Raw genomic sequence first — 14,319 nt, 5'->3', positions numbered from 1 at the left:
GCGGGGAACTGCGCGACAAGCCACGACGGCGCCGCGGCCGGCAACGCATCCGATGCGCGCGGAGCGCGCCTGCAGGGGCGCGGGGAACTGCGCGACAAGCCACGACGGCGCCGCGGCCGGCAACGCATCCGATGCGCGCGGAGCGCGCCTGCAGGGGCGCGGGGAACTGCGCGAGAACCACGGCGCACCCGCGGCCGACAGCGCACCCGATGCGCGGAGCGCGCCCGCGGGGGCGCGGGGAACTGCGCGAGAACCACGACGCACCCGCGGCCGACAGCGCACCCGATGCGCGGAGCGCACCCGCGGGGGCGCGGGGAACTGCGCGAGAACCACGGCGCACCCGCGGCCGACAGCGCACCCGATGCGCGGAGCGCACCCGCAGGGGCGCGGGGAACCGCGCCAAGCCCCGCAGCGCACGCAAGTGACTACGCCTCCACCCGAGTGGACCGCCCGCGTTCGAGATGCGTCCGCCCCCAGGGCGGCAACACTGGACCTATGACTACCAAGGCACTCCTCCAAGGCGGCCCGGCCGACCTGGCCGGAACAACCGTGCCGATCGTCCCCCCGGGACAAGAGCTGAAGATCCCCCACCGCGGCGGCTACGAGCACTACAAGATGACGACGCGCCACGAGGACAGCGGGAAGGAGGGGCGGGTGACCGTGTACCAGTGGTGGGAGCGCACCGAGGTCGCCGAATGACCACGAGCACGAGGTAGACGAGGCAGAACACGAACGGGCCCGCCCCCGGGAGCCAGGGGCGGGCCCTTTTCGTCCTCGCGGTGGCACCGCCATGCAGCACCGCGAGGGGTCCTCATCGAACCGCCGGATCAGCCGAAGCGGCCCGAGATGTAGTCCTCGGTCGCCTGGACCGACGGGTTGGAGAAGATCCGCTCCGTGTCGTCGATCTCGATCAGCCTGCCGGGCTGGCCCACGGCCGCCAGGTTGAAGAACGCCGTACGGTCCGAGACACGCGCCGCCTGCTGCATGTTGTGCGTCACGATGACGATCGTGAAGCGCTCCTTCAGCTCACCGATCAGGTCCTCGATGGCGAGGGTGGAGATCGGGTCCAGGGCGGAGCAGGGCTCGTCCATCAGCAGGACCTTGGGCTCGACCGCGATGGCGCGGGCGATGCACAGACGCTGCTGCTGGCCGCCGGACAGGCCGGAGCCCGGCTTGTTCAGACGGTCCTTGACCTCGTTCCAGAGGTTCGCGCCCTTGAGCGAGCGCTCCACGATGTCGCTCAGCTCGGACTTCTTGTAGTTGCCGTTCAGGCGCAGACCCGCAGCCACGTTGTCGAAGATCGACATCGTCGGGAAGGGGTTGGGGCGCTGGAAGACCATGCCCACCTCACGGCGGACGGACACCGGGTCGATCCCGGCGCCGTACAGGTCCTCGTCGTCCAGGAGCACCTTGCCCTCGACCCGGCCGCCGGGCGTGACCTCGTGCATACGGTTGAGGGTCCGCAGGAATGTCGACTTGCCGCAGCCGGAGGGCCCGATGAACGCCGTCACCGAGCGCGGCTCGACGGTCATCGAGATGTCCTCGATCGCCTTGTGGGCGCTGTAGTAGGCGGTGAGTCCGCTTACGTCGATTCGTTTGGCCATGACTACTTCTTCACTTCCGTCAGTCGCTGAACGGGCCGCGTCAGCGACCGGTCTTCGGGGCCTTCCAGCGGGCGATGCCGCGGGCCACCAGGTTGAGGATCATCACGAAGCCGATGAGGGCGAGTGCCGCCGCCCAGGCCCGGTCGTAGGCCGCGCCGGAACCGGCGCTGTTCGCGTACTGCTGGTAGATGTACAGCGGCAGCGAGGCCTGCGGGTCCTTGAACGGGTTGTTGTTGATGAAGGTCGTGCCCCACACCAGCAGCAGCATGGGCGCGGTCTCACCGGTGATACGCGCGATCGCGAGCATCACACCGGTGGTGATACCGCCGATCGACGTCGGCAGGACCACCTTGAGGATGGTGCGCCACTTCGGGACGCCCAGGGCGAGGGAGGCCTCGCGCAGCTCGTTCGGGACGAGCTTGAGCATCTCCTCCGTGGAGCGGACCACCACGGGCATCATCAGGATCGCCAGGGCGAGCGAACCGGCGAAGCCGGAGTAGCCCATGTCGAGGATGAGGATCCAGAAGCTGAGGACGAACAGGCCCGCGACGATCGACGGGATACCCGTCATGACGTCGACGAAGAAGGTGATGGCGCGGGAGAGCCGGCCGCGCCCGTACTCGACCAGGTACACGGCGGTGAGCACACCGACCGGCACCGCGATGAGGGCGGCGATGCCGACCTGCTCCAGGGTGCCGATGATCGCGTGGTAGATGCCGCCGCCGGTCTCGGTGTCGGCGACCACGCCCATCGAGTGGGACAGGAAGTAGAAGTCGAAGACCTTCACACCGCGCTGGACGGTCACCCAGAGAAGGGACACCAGCGGGATCAGGGCGAGGATGAACGCGACCCACACGAGGCTGGTGGCGATCCGGTCCTTGGCCTGACGGCGGCCCTCGACGCGGGCGGCGATGCCGTAGGAGCCGAGGACGAACAGCAGTGCCGCGATCAGGCCCCACTGGATCTTGCTGTCGAGCCCGGCGACCACGCCGATGCCCACGCCCAGGGCGATGGAGCCCGCGGCGATCGCCCACGGCGTCCACTTCGGCAGGCTGGCACCGCGCAGGGTGCTGTGACGCTTTTCGGTGACGGCTGCGGTGCTCATGCGTTGGCCCCCGAGTACTCCTTGCGGCGGGCGATGATCACGCGGGCCGCGCCGTTGACCAGCAGGGTGATGACGAAGAGGACCAGACCGGAGGCGATGAGCGCGTCACGGCCGGAGTCGGTGGCCTCGCCGAACTTGCTGGCGATGTTCTGGGCGAAGGTGCCGCCGCCCGGGTCCAGGATGCTGGCCTGGATGTCGAAGGTCGGCGAGAGGACCGTGGCGACGGCCATCGTCTCGCCGAGCGCGCGGCCGAGGCCGAGCATCGACGCGGAGATCACACCGGAGCGGCCGAAGGGCAGCACGGACATCCGGATGACCTCCCAGCGCGTGGCGCCGAGGGCGAGGGCCGCCTCCTGGTGCATCTGGGGTGCCTGCCGGAAGACCTCACGGCTGACGTTGGTGATGATCGGCAGGATCATGATCGCGAGCAGGACGCCCACGGTGAGCAGCGAACGCGGTGCGCCGCCCTGCCAGGAGAAGATGCCGGTCCAGCCGAAGTACTTGTTCAGCCAGCCGAAGAGGCCCTGCATGTGCGGTACGAGGACCAGGGCGCCCCACAGGCCGTACACGATGGACGGCACGGCGGCGAGCAGGTCGATGACGTACGCGATGGGGCCGGACAGCTTGCGCGGCGCGTAGTGCGTCAGGAACAGCGCGATGCCCACCGCGACGGGTACCGCGAGGGCCATGGCGATGATCGAGGAGACGATCGTGCCGAAGGCGAGGACCGCGATGCCGAAGACCGGCGGGGTGAGGTTGGTGTTCCACTCGAAGGTGGTCAGGAAGTTGCCGTGATCACCGCTGATCGCGGAGACCGCGCGGATGGTGAGGAAGACCGCGATGGCGGCCATGATCACCAGGAGGAAGATGCCGGACCCGCGGGAGAGGCCGAGGAAGATGCGGTCTCCGGCGCGGGTGGCGCCGCGGTTCGAGCGCTTGTGCGCGCCCGCGGAAGTTCGTGGGGTGGGGGGTGGCGGTGGCGCCTGTGTGTTCTGTTTCGTTATGTCCATCGGGATCTCCGGTCTGCGGAGCCGTAGAAGGGTGGCGGCTCCAGGCGGCGGTGCACCGGACGGCGCGGGCCCGCCCCCTAGCTGGGGGCGGGCCGCGCTCTCAGGTCAGCTCAGGCTCGAGATGGTCTCGCGAACCTTGGAGTTGATCTCGGCGGGGATCGGCGCGTACTTGGCGTCGGTCAGCAGGCTCTGACCGTCCTGGGACGCGATGTAGTTGAGGAAGGACTTGACGGCCGGGAGGGTGTCGGCCTTGTTGCCCTTGTCGCAGACGATCTCGTAGGTGACGAGGGTCAGCGGGTAGGCACCGTCCTCGGTCGGCTTGTAGTTCAGCTTCAGGGCCAGGTCCTTGCCGGTGCCGGCGACCGTGGCGCTCGCGATGGCCTTGGTGGCGTTCTCGACGCTGGCCTTCACCGGGGTGGCGGCGCCGGTCTTGAGGTCGACCGTCTTGATGCCGTCAGCGGCGTAGGAGAGCTCGAAGTAGGAGATCGCACCGGCGGTCTGCTTGACCTGCTGGGCGAGGCCCGCGGAGCCCTGCGCCGACTGGCCGCCCTTGGCCTGCCAGGCCTTGCCGCCCGAGTAGGGCCAGTCGCTCTTGGCGGTGGCGATCAGGTACTTGGTGAAGTTGTCCGTGGTGCCGGACTCGTCCGAGCGGTGGAACGCCTGGATCTTGAGGTCGGGGAGCTTGGCACCCTTGTTCAGGGCGGCGATCGCCGGGTCGTTCCACTTGGCGATCTTGCCGTCGAAGATCTTGGCGATCGTGGACGGGTCGAGGACCAGGCTGTCGACACCCGGGACGTTGAAGCCGACCGCGATGGGGCCGCCGACCATGGGCAGGTCGATGGCCTGGCCGCCGCCGGTGCAGACCTTGCTGGACGCGGCGATCTGCTCGGGCTTGAGCGCCGAGTCGGAGCCGGCGAACGCGGTCTGGCCACCGAGGAACGCGGTGACACCGGCGCCCGAACCGGTCGGGTTGTAGTTGATCTGAACGCTCTTGCAGGCCGCGGCGAACTGCTTCACCCAGGCGTCGATCGCGTTCTTCTGCGCGGAGGAGCCGGAGGCCTGCAGCTGACCCTTGGCGTCGTCGCACTTGATCGCGCTGGCGTTGGACGCCGACGGCGCGCTGCTGCTGCCGTTCTTGGCGCCCGTGTCATCAGAGCCGCACGCCGTGAGGGCCAGGGCGCCGGAAAAGGCGAGAGCACCGAGGGTGAGGGCCCGCCGGTTCATGCGCTGAAGCTTCACTTTCGGGAGTTCCTTCCAGAAGCCGCCGTCCTGGTTGGCGGCGTGCGAAGTAGTGGTGATCAGGACGCGACATCCAGGTCGCGTCCGGGATCAGGTAAGCCAAAAATTAGGCAGAACAGGTGAAGCCGCCGATGGCCGTAAGTGAACGGCGGGTGAACCCCTGAGGACGGTGTGGTTAGGTCACGGAACGCTTACATCAAGGACACGGGCGGGTTCCGGAAACGGACGCAATTCTTCGTAACTCAATGCGACGGAAACGGTCCTCTCATGTCAGGTTGAGGGAACTGAGGAGCGCGTCGACCAGGTCCCGGTCCCGCGCCTGCGTCAGGCGGTTCCTCGCCGCGGCCGGCGAGAGCCACAGGATGCGGTCGACCTCGCGGTTCGGGACGAAGAAGCCCTCCACCGCCTCGGCCGCCCAGTAGTCGACCTGCTTGGGGCGGCCGTTCGCCACGTAGTGGGCGGTGGGCAGAGGGGCACCGGGAACCGCGCGGTACCCCGTCTCCTCCCGGACCTCCCGCAGGGCGCCCGCCAGCGGGTCCTCGCCGCGCTTGAGCTTGCCCTTCGGATGCGACCAGTCGTCGTATTTCGGCCGATGGACCAGGCAGATCTCCGGACGGCCGTCGATGGGGGAGCGACGCCACAGGACACAGCCCCCCGCGCGGATGGTGTCGTCGGTCATCGGGTGCTCCGGCTCCTCTCCTGCTCGCCGCCGTTACGGCGCCCCCACCGTCTGCCTCTGCCATGCCTGCTGGAAGGCGAAGCGGGCGGCCTCCACCTCATGGCGCTGGTCGGCGTGCAGCACGCCCAGCGCGTACGCCGTCGCGGGCGCGATACGCGGGGTGCGGGCCGCCGAGGCCGCCGCGGCGGCCGCCTCGGAGGCGTCCCGGTGCCGGTTCAGGGCCCCGCCCGCCGCCAGCAGCCGTACGTCCACGGCCTCCTCCTCGCCGTGGAGCACCTCGCGGGCGTAGCGGTGCAGCCGCAGCAGCAGCCGGACCTGATGCCAGGGGCCGTCCTGCGGGTGCGGGGCCGGGTCCGGGGACAGCCCGTGGATCAGGGCCTCCGCGTTGTACGGATGGCCCGCGGTGATCAGGGGCAGCGCGGACACCGCGTCGGACAGCCGCTCCTCCGCCGCCGCGGCCAGGGGGCACAGATCGGTGCCCGCGGCGGCGGGCGTGAGCGGCACCTCGCTGGCGAGCACGGCGACGCTGTCCGCCACCGCGTGGAATCGGCTCGAACCGAGGGCCCCCAGGGCCGCGGAGTGGGCCCGCGTCCGGGCCAGGGTCAGCTGGCGCTCCAGCAGGGCGCCCGCCTTCGCCGCGCCGACGGTCAGATTGCCGCGCTCCTGGACGGCGGACTGCGTGCGCGGCCCGGGCCCGCTGCCGTCCGCCGCCGCGCCCGCCGTCTGCGCGGGGAACACCGTGGAACCCGACAGCCGGTGAAGCGCCGTCAGCAGCCGCTCGAGTCGCGCCGAGTACGCGTGCTCGCGCGCCAGCGTGCCCGAGAGCCAGGCGAGTTCGGGCCGGATGCCCTCGGACCACTCGGCGTCCAGGAGGGGGCGGAAGGTGTGCAGCGTGCCGCTGATGCGGCGGGCCGAGCGGCGCAGTGCCAGCGCCGCGTCGCCCGGTTCCTCAGGGCCGCCCTGCCCCGGTTCCCCCGCCTTCGGTTCCCCCCGCACGGCGGACCCCCCGCCGGCGCCGTTCTCCCGGTGGTGCCGCAGCGAACGGAGGAACTCCGTGGCCTGGGCGCGCAGATAGTCCGCGAGAGCGTCACCGAGGGCGGTGCCTCCCGGCCCAGGGCGTTCCCCCCGCACCAGCGCGGGCGCGGGAGGAGCCGAGAGCCTCTGGGAGATACCGGCCGTGGGGTCGGTGGGGGGATCAAGGTGTTGCTGTGCCACGCCGGCGCCTCCGCGCGTCTATGAGCATCTCCTGGATGTTCCGCAGGGGCTGGCCGTCCGCGTCGGTGGCGTGCCGGGTCCACTCCCCGTCGGGGCCCAGGTGCCAGGAAGAGGTGGTGTCGGACAATCCGGTCTCGAGGAGCCGGTTGAGTGCCGCCCGGTGGGCGGGGTCGATCACTCGGACAAGTGCTTCGATACGGCGGTCGAGGTTGCGGTGCATCATGTCGGCGCTGCCGATCCACACCTCGGGCTCGCCACCGTTGCCGAAGGCGAAGACGCGGGAGTGTTCCAGGAAGCGGCCGAGAATGGACCGTACGCGTATGTTCTCCGACAGGCCCGCGACACCGGGGCGCAGCGCGCAGATGCCGCGCACCCACACGTCCACCGGGACGCCCGCCTGCGACGCCCGGTAGAGGGCGTCGACGACCGCCTCGTCCACCATCGAGTTGACCTTGATGCGGACGTACGCGGGCCGGCCGGCCTGGTGGTGCTGGATCTCCTTGTCGATCCGTGAGATCAGGCCGTCGCGCAGGGACTTGGGGGCGACCAGCAGTCTGCGGTAGGTCTCGCGGCGCGAGTAGCCCGACAGCCGGTTGAACAGGTCGGACAGATCGGCGCCGACCTGCTGGTCCGCGGTCAGCAGCCCGAGGTCCTCGTAGAGGCGGGCGGTCTTCGGGTGGTAGTTGCCGGTGCCGACATGGCTGTAGCGGCGCAGCGTCTCGCCTTCCTGGCGTACGACGAGCGACAGCTTGCAGTGCGTCTTCAGCCCGACGAGCCCGTAGACGACATGGCAGCCGGCCTCCTCCAGTTTGCGGGCCCACTTGATGTTGGCCTGCTCGTCGAAGCGGGCCTTGATCTCGACCAGCACGAGGACCTGCTTGCCGGACTCGGCCGCGTCGATCAGCGCGTCGACGATCGGGGAGGTCTCGGAGGTCCGGTACAGCGTCTGCTTGATGGCGAGCACGTCCGGGTCGCCCGCGGCCTGCTCCAGGAACGCCTGCACCGAGGTGGAGAACGAGTCGTACGGGTGGTGCAGCAGGACGTCCCGCTCCCGCAGCGCCGCGAAGATGTCGGGCGCGGACGCCGACTCGACCTCCGCGAGGTCGCGGTGGGTGCCGGCGACGAACTTCGGGTACTTCAGCTCGGGCCGGTCCAGGTTCGCGATGCCGAAGAGGCCGGTGAGGTCCAGGGGGCCGGGCAGCGGGTAGACCTCGGCCTCGGAGATCTTCAGCTCCCGTACGAGCAGGTCGAGGACGTAGCGGTCGATGGACTCCTCGACCTCCAGACGCACCGGCGGCCCGAAGCGGCGCCGCATGAGTTCCTTCTCCAGGGCCTGGAGCAGGTTCTCGGCGTCGTCCTCCTCGACCTCGAGGTCCTCGTTGCGGGTGATCCGGAAGGTGTGGTGCTCCAGCACCTCCATGCCCGGGAACAGCTCCTCCAGATGCGCGGCGATGACGTCCTCGATGGGGACGTAGCGCTGCGGGGAGGCCTCCAGGAAGCGGGAGAGCAGCGGCGGGACCTTGACGCGTGCGAAGTGCCGGTGGCCGGAGACCGGGTTGCGGACGACGACCGCGAGGTTCAGGGAGAGCCCCGAGATGTACGGGAAGGGGTGCGCGGGGTCCACGGCCAGCGGGGTGAGCACCGGGAAGATCTGGTGGCGGAAGAGCGTGAAGAGGCGGGCCTGCTCCTTCTCGGTCAGCTCGTTCCAGCGGACCAGGTGGACGCCCTCCTCCACGAGCGCGGGGGCCACGTCCTCGTGGAAGCACGCCGCGTGCCGGGCCATGAGCTCACGGGAGCGGGCCCAGATCATCTCCAGCACTTCGCGGGGCTGCATCCCGGAGGCCGACCGGGTGGCGACACCGGTGGCGATACGGCGCTTCAGGCCCGCCACCCGGACCATGAAGAACTCGTCCAGGTTGCTGGCGAAGATCGCCAGGAACTTGGCCCGCTCCAGCAGGGGCGTGTTCGGGTCCTCGGCCAGTTCGAGCACGCGTTCGTTGAACTGGAGCCAGCTGCGTTCCCGGTCGAGGAAGCGTCCCTGCGGCAGCTGGGCGTTCTCGGCCTCCTCCACGTACGCGTCGAGGTCGGCGTCGAGGTCCGGTTCCAGCTCGGAGACCGTCGCGGCGACGGTGTGCGGGCGGTGCGCCGCTATGGATCCCACGGAGGGCTGCTGACTCTGCGTGTTCGCGGGACCGGAGGAGTCCTGGTCGCGGGAGGCGCTGGGGGACGGGTGGGCCGCTGCCTGGGCGTTCTGCTGGCTCATAAACCCATTCTTCCGCGCGGACCGGGTCACGGGCGCGTCGGAAGGACCGGTCCGGGCGGCGAAGGGACGCCCGCGCTCCGCGCCGGCCCCGATGTCCGGGGGCGGTGCGGGTTCTGGCGCAGCGATATGCATTGCCCGAGCGTCGCAAGTCCGTCTGAATCAATGGTTACGGGGACATGACGTGCGGGATAGCGGGGACGGGCTCGCGGGCGTCCACAGGCCGCGCGAAGGCCCCCGAGACCGCTGGAGGGAGCGGGTGTGGCACCTGTGCCGGGTTCTCGTACGGCCGGGGGCCGGGACCCTCGTGCCGACGGGCCCCTCACACCTCGCCCCTCACGTCTCCGTGCGGTACATCAGATCCGTCTCGTGGGTGAGGAAGCCGAGGCGCTCGTACACGGTGAGCGCGGCCTTGTTGTCCGCGTCGACGTACAGCATGGCGGTGGGCAGGCCCTGGGCGGCCAGGTGCCGCAGGCCGATCGTGGTGAGGGCCCGGCCGAGGCCCCCGCCCTGGACACCCGGGCGGACGCCGAGGACGTACACCTCGCCGATCTGCTCCCGCGCGTGGACCTTCGTCCAGTGGAAGCCGATGAGGCGGGCAACCTCCGCGCCCTCGCCCGAGCGCTCCGCGAGGAAGAAGCCCTGCGGGTCGAACCATGGCTCGGCCTTGCGGTCGTCGAGGTCGCGCTGGGTGAGCGAGCCCTGCTCGGGGTGGTGGGCGAACGCCTCCGCGTTGACGGCGAGCCATGCCGCGTCGTCCTGGCCGGGCACGAAGGCGCGCACGGTGACGCCGTCGGGCAGCTTCGGCTCGGGCAGGTCGAGGTCGGTCAAGGGGCGGCGCAGCTGGCGCAGTTCGCGGAAGAGGGTGAGGCCGAGGACCTGGGCGAGGTGCCGGGCCGCGGAGTGACCGCCGTGCGCCCACACACGCAGCCGCTTGCCGGAGGCGGCCAGCAGCGCGGAGCCGAGGGCCCGGCCGTGCCCGTGCCCGCGCAGCGAGGGGTGCACGACCAGCTCGGCGGCCGGTGCCTCCACCGGGTCGGTGTCCTCCAGCTGCGCGTACCCGGCGAGGATGTCGCCGACCATCAGCAGCAGATGGGTCACGCCCTCGCGCTCGCCGCCGCGCAGCTGGAGCCGCCCCTGCTCGGACACGGCCTGCTGGCCGTCGACCCGGGCGGCCTCGGCCAGCAGCGCGAGCACGGCCTCGGCCTGGTCGGGGGAGAGCGTGGTGACGGTCTCGATGGAGCGGGTCCCTGCCGTGCGGGCGGTGTCGTCGCTGGTCATGAGTACGAGAGTAAAGGGAGGACGGGAAAGAGGGGGAGGTACGGGCGACACGTCCGCGTGCGCCCGCGAACCCCCGGAACCGCTACGGCCATTGACATCGGATCAGGCGGCCGTACCGGCTCACCGGCCGCCCGTCAGTCGCCCGTCAGTCGCCGGTCGGCCGCCCGTCGGCCGCTCGCCGGCCGTTCTTCAGGCGCCCTCGACCGCCGTCTCCCCCGGCGGCGGGACCGGCGCCCCGGGCAGTCGTACCGTCGCCACCGTGCCCCCGCCGCTCGCCGGGGTCAGCGACACCTCGCCGCCCGCCTGCTGGACCGTACGGGCCACGATCGACAGGCCCAGACCGGAGCCGGGCAGGGCCCTGGCGCCCGGGGAGCGCCAGAAGCGGTCGAAGACATGCGGAAGCTCCTCGGCGGCGATGCCCGGACCATGGTCTCGGACCGTCAGGACACCGTCGGTCAGGGCGACCTCGATCGTGCCGCCCTCCGGGCTGAACTTCACCGCGTTGTCCAGGATGTTCACCATCGCGCGCTCCAGCGTGGACGGCTCCGCCCGTACGTACCACGGTTTGAGGTCCGCCGTGATCGACAGCTCCGGGCCGCGCAGCCGGGCCCGGCTCAGCGCGGTCTCGACGATGTCCTGCCACTCCACCACCTGCGCCTTGCCGGTGTGCTGTCCCTTCTCCGGGCGCGACAGCTCCTGGAGGTCGCCGATGAGCGAGGCCAGCTCCGTCATCTGCGCCTTCACCGAGGCGAGCAGCGCCCTGCGGTCCTCCGGGGGCAGCGGCCGGCCGGTCTCCTCGCTGCGGCTGAGGAGCTCGATGTTCGTACGCAGGGAGGTGAGCGGCGTACGAAGTTCATGGCCCGCGTCGGCGATGAGCTGCTGCTGGAGCTCACGGGAGCTGGCCAGCGCCGAGGTCATCGAGTTGAAGGAGCGGGAAAGCCGGGCGATCTCGTCCTCGCTGCGCTCCTCCACCGGGATGCGGGTGGTCAGGTCCTCCGTACGGGCGATGTGCTCGACCGCCTCCGTCAGCTTGTCCACGGGCCGCAGACCGGCGCGGGCCACGGCGAGGCCCACCGCCCCGGCCCCCACGACCCCGAAGGCGGAGACGGTGAGCAGGACGACGGCCAGGTCCTTGAGCGTCTTGTCCGTGTCCTTGAGCGGGAAAGCCGTCATCAGGGCCGCGTCGGGGATGAGCTGGGCGCCGGTCGGCCCGTCGGTGGTGATCAGCGGCGTCGTCAGCACCCGCACCGGGGTGCCCTTGCTGTCGACGCTGTTGTGAAGGATGCCCCTGACCGGGTTCCTGGCGATCTCCGTGTCGCTGCCCGTGACCTTCACCAGACCGGCCGAGCTCGGGTACACGCAGACCTCACCGTTCGTGTTGATCACCTGGGTGTAGTAGGTCGGGCGCTGGGGGCCCCGCTCGTCCGTCGTGGACTGGGAGGGCGTGGTCGTGCAGTTGCTCAGGACGCCCGCGAGGCCTCCCGACCGCACCCGCCCGCTGCCGTTCTTCAGGTTGTTGTCCACCTGGTCGTACAGCTTCCCCTGCACGACGAACCAGCAGCTCACCGATACCGCCGCCACCCCGAACGCCACCGCCGCGGCGACCAGGAGGGCCAGCCGGGAACGGAGCGGAAGGGAGCGGAACCGTCTGATCACTCGGCGCCGCCCTGCCGCAGCACATAGCCCACACCGCGGACCGTGTGCACAAGGCGCGGCTCGCCGTTCGCCTCCGTCTTGCGGCGGAGGTACATCACGTACACGTCGAGGGAGTTCGAGGACGGTTCGAAGTCGAAGCCCCACACGGCCTTCAGGATCTGCTCTCGGGTCAGCACCTGGCGCGGGTGGGCCAGGAACATCTCCAGGAGCGTGAACTCGGTGCGGGTCAGCTCCACCGGCCGGCCGCCCCGGGTGACCTCGCGCGTGGTCAGGTCCATGCGCAGGTCGGCGAAGGTCAGCGCCTCGGTCTCCGGCGCTCCGACCGCCGTGGCGACGTAGGAGCTGCGCCGCAACAGGGCCCGGATACGGGCGAACAGCTCGTCCAGCTCGAACGGCTTGACCAGGTAGTCGTCGGCTCCGGCGTCCAGACCGGTGACCCGGTCGCCGACCGTGTCACGCGCCGTGAGCATCAGGATGGGGGTGGTGGTCCCCGCTCCGCGCATCCGGCGGGCGGCGGTGAGGCCGTCCATGCGCGGCATCTGGATGTCCAGGACCACCAGGTCGGGCTGGTACGCGGTCGCCTTCTCCAGCGCGTCGGCGCCGTCCACGGCGACCTCGGTCTCGTAGCCCTCGAAGGCGAGGCTGCGCTGGAGTGCTTCGCGCACCGCCGGCTCGTCGTCGACGATCAGGATGCGCTGGGGTTCACGGTCGCCTTCAGCGGGGCTCATGGGTGTGGAGTTCCTTGAGGTGCGAGGGTGGCGGAGCTGAACTGAACGCATTCAGCGTCGCACGTTTCCCGGCGGGGACGGAAAGGGCCGACCCGGACTTTTTGCCGCCGGGCCCCCCGTACGGTGACGGCTCAGCCCAGTACGCCGGTGAGGCGGTTCAGCGGCACCTTGCGGCGGTGGGTGCGCGCGGCGCTGACGCGCAGGCCCATCATCTGCGGGCACGGGACCTCGGTGGCGCGGGGCGCCAGGGTCCGGCGGGTCTGGAGGGCCAGAATCTCGTACGCGTGGGGTGCCGGTGCCGACGGTCCGTGGAGTTCGTACGCCACGGCGAGGGCCAGGGCGACCCTGGCGGGGCCGACGGGAGCGGTCGCCTCGTGGAGAACCTGCTTGATCATGTCGCACTCCTTACCTGTCGCCTTGCCTGTGGACCGGCTGGACGTCGCTCAGCTCTGGGAGCCGGAGCGGAGTGTCGCCAGGTCGGACTTGACGGTGTTGACCGGGATGGCGAAGCCGAGACCGACGCTTCCGGCGTTCGACGAGGTCGAGTCGGAAGTGGCCGAGTACATCGCCGAGTTGATGCCGATGATGTTTCCGTTCATGTCGATCAGGGCGCCGCCGGAGTTGCCCGGGTTCAGGGACGCGTCCGTCTGGATGGCCTTGTACGTGGTGGTGGAGGAGCCGGTGTCGCCGTTGAACTGGCGTCCGCCGAACTCGAACGGCCACCTGCCGTTGCCCTGGCCCTGCCCCTGGCTCTCCTCGGTGGAGACGGTGACATCGCGGTCGAGGGCGGAGACGATCCCGCTGGTGACCGTGCCGGACAGGCCCTCGGGGGAGCCGATCGCCACGACCTGGTCGCCGACCTGGATCCCGTCGGAGTTGCCGAGGGTCGCGGCCTTGAGCCCGGAGGCGCCCTGCAGCTGGACCAGGGCCAGGTCCTTCTTGCTGTCGGTGCCGACGACCCGCGCGGCGTAGGTCTTGCCGTCGCTCGTCGTCGCCTTGACGGAGGAGGCCCCCGCGACGACGTGGTTGTTGGTGACGATCTGGCCGTTGCTTGTGATGATCACACCAGAACCGGTCGACTGGCCGGACTCGGAGGAGGCACTGATCTCCACGATGCTCGGGCTGACCGCCGCGGCCACCCCGGCCACCGTGCCCTTCTTGCTGGAGGGGACCACGGTGGTGCTGGTGGAGCTGGAGGTGACCGCGGGCTTGCCGGTCAGCTCCTGTATGCCGTAGGCCGTACCGCCGCCGATCGCCGCGGAGACGATCGCCACCGCGGCGAGCAGGGCGAGCGGACCCTTGGCACGCCGCCTGGGCGCGGGCGCCGCGTGGACCGGCTGCCCCGGCTGGTACACCGGCGGGGGCGGCCACTCGGGGTTCACTGGAGAGGTCGCGTGCTGCTGGGGGTAGCTCTCGTCGGTCATGTAAAGAAGAGTGTCCCGCGATCATGAGAACAGAATGAGCCGCGCCTGAGAAGCCCGACAGAACCGCGTATGCCCGATATAAAAACCACCCGCCCAGGGGCGCGAGGAACCGCGCGAC

At 70.5% G+C, this 14,319-nt stretch carries 13 protein-coding genes; 1 reads left to right on the top strand and 12 read right to left on the bottom strand.

The genetic code is table 11. The annotated features are described in order from the left end of the window. Positions 1-495 precede the first annotated feature (495 nt). Entirely contained in the window at positions 496-699 is a 204-nt protein-coding gene (locus ABZ845_RS27765; RefSeq protein WP_360984724.1) for a DUF5988 family protein, read from the top strand. Positions 700-827: 128 nt separating this feature from the next. On the opposite strand, the gene pstB is transcribed toward ABZ845_RS27765, so the two are convergent. The 12 genes from pstB to ABZ845_RS27705 form a co-directional block, all read right to left on the bottom strand. Continuing rightward, positions 828-1,604: a phosphate ABC transporter ATP-binding protein PstB gene (gene pstB, locus ABZ845_RS27760; RefSeq protein WP_360984722.1), complete on the bottom strand. Its 777-nt coding sequence runs from the start codon at positions 1,602-1,604 to the stop codon at positions 828-830. Positions 1,605-1,644: 40 nt separating this feature from the next. Then, complete coding sequence (gene pstA, locus ABZ845_RS27755; RefSeq protein WP_360984719.1) at positions 1,645-2,709, bottom strand: phosphate ABC transporter permease PstA; 1,065 nt, start codon at positions 2,707-2,709, stop codon at positions 1,645-1,647. Beyond that, positions 2,706-3,719 (bottom strand): phosphate ABC transporter permease subunit PstC, encoded by a 1,014-nt coding sequence (pstC, locus tag ABZ845_RS27750; protein WP_360984716.1) that lies wholly within the window; start codon positions 3,717-3,719, stop codon positions 2,706-2,708. The genes pstA and pstC overlap by 4 nt, the downstream gene beginning before the upstream one ends. 105 nt (positions 3,720-3,824) lie before the next feature. After that, a complete protein-coding gene (pstS, locus tag ABZ845_RS27745) occupies positions 3,825-4,958 on the bottom strand; it encodes a phosphate ABC transporter substrate-binding protein PstS (RefSeq protein WP_360984713.1) in 1,134 nt (377 codons plus the stop codon). Between the two features lie 265 nt (positions 4,959-5,223). After that, complete coding sequence (locus tag ABZ845_RS27740) at positions 5,224-5,637, bottom strand: NUDIX hydrolase (protein WP_360984710.1); 414 nt, start codon at positions 5,635-5,637, stop codon at positions 5,224-5,226. A gap of 33 nt (positions 5,638-5,670) precedes the next feature. After that, positions 5,671-6,852, bottom strand: coding sequence for a CHAD domain-containing protein (locus ABZ845_RS27735; RefSeq protein ID WP_360984707.1), 1,182 nt, complete (start codon positions 6,850-6,852; stop codon positions 5,671-5,673). Then, positions 6,833-9,115, bottom strand: a complete 2,283-nt coding sequence (locus ABZ845_RS27730) for an RNA degradosome polyphosphate kinase (RefSeq protein ID WP_360984704.1) — start codon at positions 9,113-9,115, stop codon at positions 6,833-6,835. Before ABZ845_RS27730 ends, ABZ845_RS27735 begins: the two co-directional genes overlap by 20 nt. A 333-nt stretch (positions 9,116-9,448) precedes the next feature. Next, complete coding sequence (gene mshD / locus ABZ845_RS27725) at positions 9,449-10,393, bottom strand: mycothiol synthase (protein ID WP_360984701.1); 945 nt, start codon at positions 10,391-10,393, stop codon at positions 9,449-9,451. 189 nt (positions 10,394-10,582) lie between these two features. Next, positions 10,583-12,049: a HAMP domain-containing sensor histidine kinase gene (locus ABZ845_RS27720; RefSeq protein ID WP_360984698.1), complete on the bottom strand. Its 1,467-nt coding sequence runs from the start codon at positions 12,047-12,049 to the stop codon at positions 10,583-10,585. After that, positions 12,046-12,777: a response regulator transcription factor gene (locus ABZ845_RS27715; RefSeq protein ID WP_360984695.1), complete on the bottom strand. Its 732-nt coding sequence runs from the start codon at positions 12,775-12,777 to the stop codon at positions 12,046-12,048. The genes ABZ845_RS27720 and ABZ845_RS27715 overlap by 4 nt, the downstream gene beginning before the upstream one ends. A 131-nt stretch (positions 12,778-12,908) precedes the next feature. After that, entirely contained in the window at positions 12,909-13,172 is a 264-nt protein-coding gene (locus tag ABZ845_RS27710; RefSeq protein ID WP_360984692.1) for a hypothetical protein, read from the bottom strand. 48 nt (positions 13,173-13,220) lie between these two features. Next, positions 13,221-14,201, bottom strand: a complete 981-nt coding sequence (locus ABZ845_RS27705; protein WP_360984689.1) for a trypsin-like peptidase domain-containing protein — start codon at positions 14,199-14,201, stop codon at positions 13,221-13,223. Positions 14,202-14,319 lie beyond the last annotated feature (118 nt).

This window comes from Streptomyces sp. NPDC047022 (genome assembly GCF_040644155.1).
Taxonomy (GTDB): domain Bacteria; phylum Actinomycetota; class Actinomycetes; order Streptomycetales; family Streptomycetaceae; genus Streptomyces.
Note: the sequence above shows the minus strand (reverse complement) of the source record. Positions and strands in the feature narration are given on the sequence as shown.

Coding starts and splice junctions, on each gene's coding strand:
- ABZ845_RS27740 (WP_360984710.1), bottom strand. CDS start 5,637: ATGACCGACGACACCATCCGCGCGGGGGGCTGTGTCCTGTGGCGTCGC.
- pstA (WP_360984719.1), bottom strand. CDS start 2,709: ATGAGCACCGCAGCCGTCACCGAAAAGCGTCACAGCACCCTGCGCGGT.
- ABZ845_RS27705 (WP_360984689.1), bottom strand. CDS start 14,201: ATGACCGACGAGAGCTACCCCCAGCAGCACGCGACCTCTCCAGTGAAC.
- pstB (WP_360984722.1), bottom strand. CDS start 1,604: ATGGCCAAACGAATCGACGTAAGCGGACTCACCGCCTACTACAGCGCC.
- ABZ845_RS27730 (WP_360984704.1), bottom strand. CDS start 9,115: ATGAGCCAGCAGAACGCCCAGGCAGCGGCCCACCCGTCCCCCAGCGCC.
- ABZ845_RS27710 (WP_360984692.1), bottom strand. CDS start 13,172: ATGATCAAGCAGGTTCTCCACGAGGCGACCGCTCCCGTCGGCCCCGCC.
- mshD (WP_360984701.1), bottom strand. CDS start 10,393: ATGACCAGCGACGACACCGCCCGCACGGCAGGGACCCGCTCCATCGAG.
- ABZ845_RS27765 (WP_360984724.1), top strand. CDS start 496: ATGACTACCAAGGCACTCCTCCAAGGCGGCCCGGCCGACCTGGCCGGA.
- pstC (WP_360984716.1), bottom strand. CDS start 3,719: ATGGACATAACGAAACAGAACACACAGGCGCCACCGCCACCCCCCACC.
- ABZ845_RS27715 (WP_360984695.1), bottom strand. CDS start 12,777: ATGAGCCCCGCTGAAGGCGACCGTGAACCCCAGCGCATCCTGATCGTC.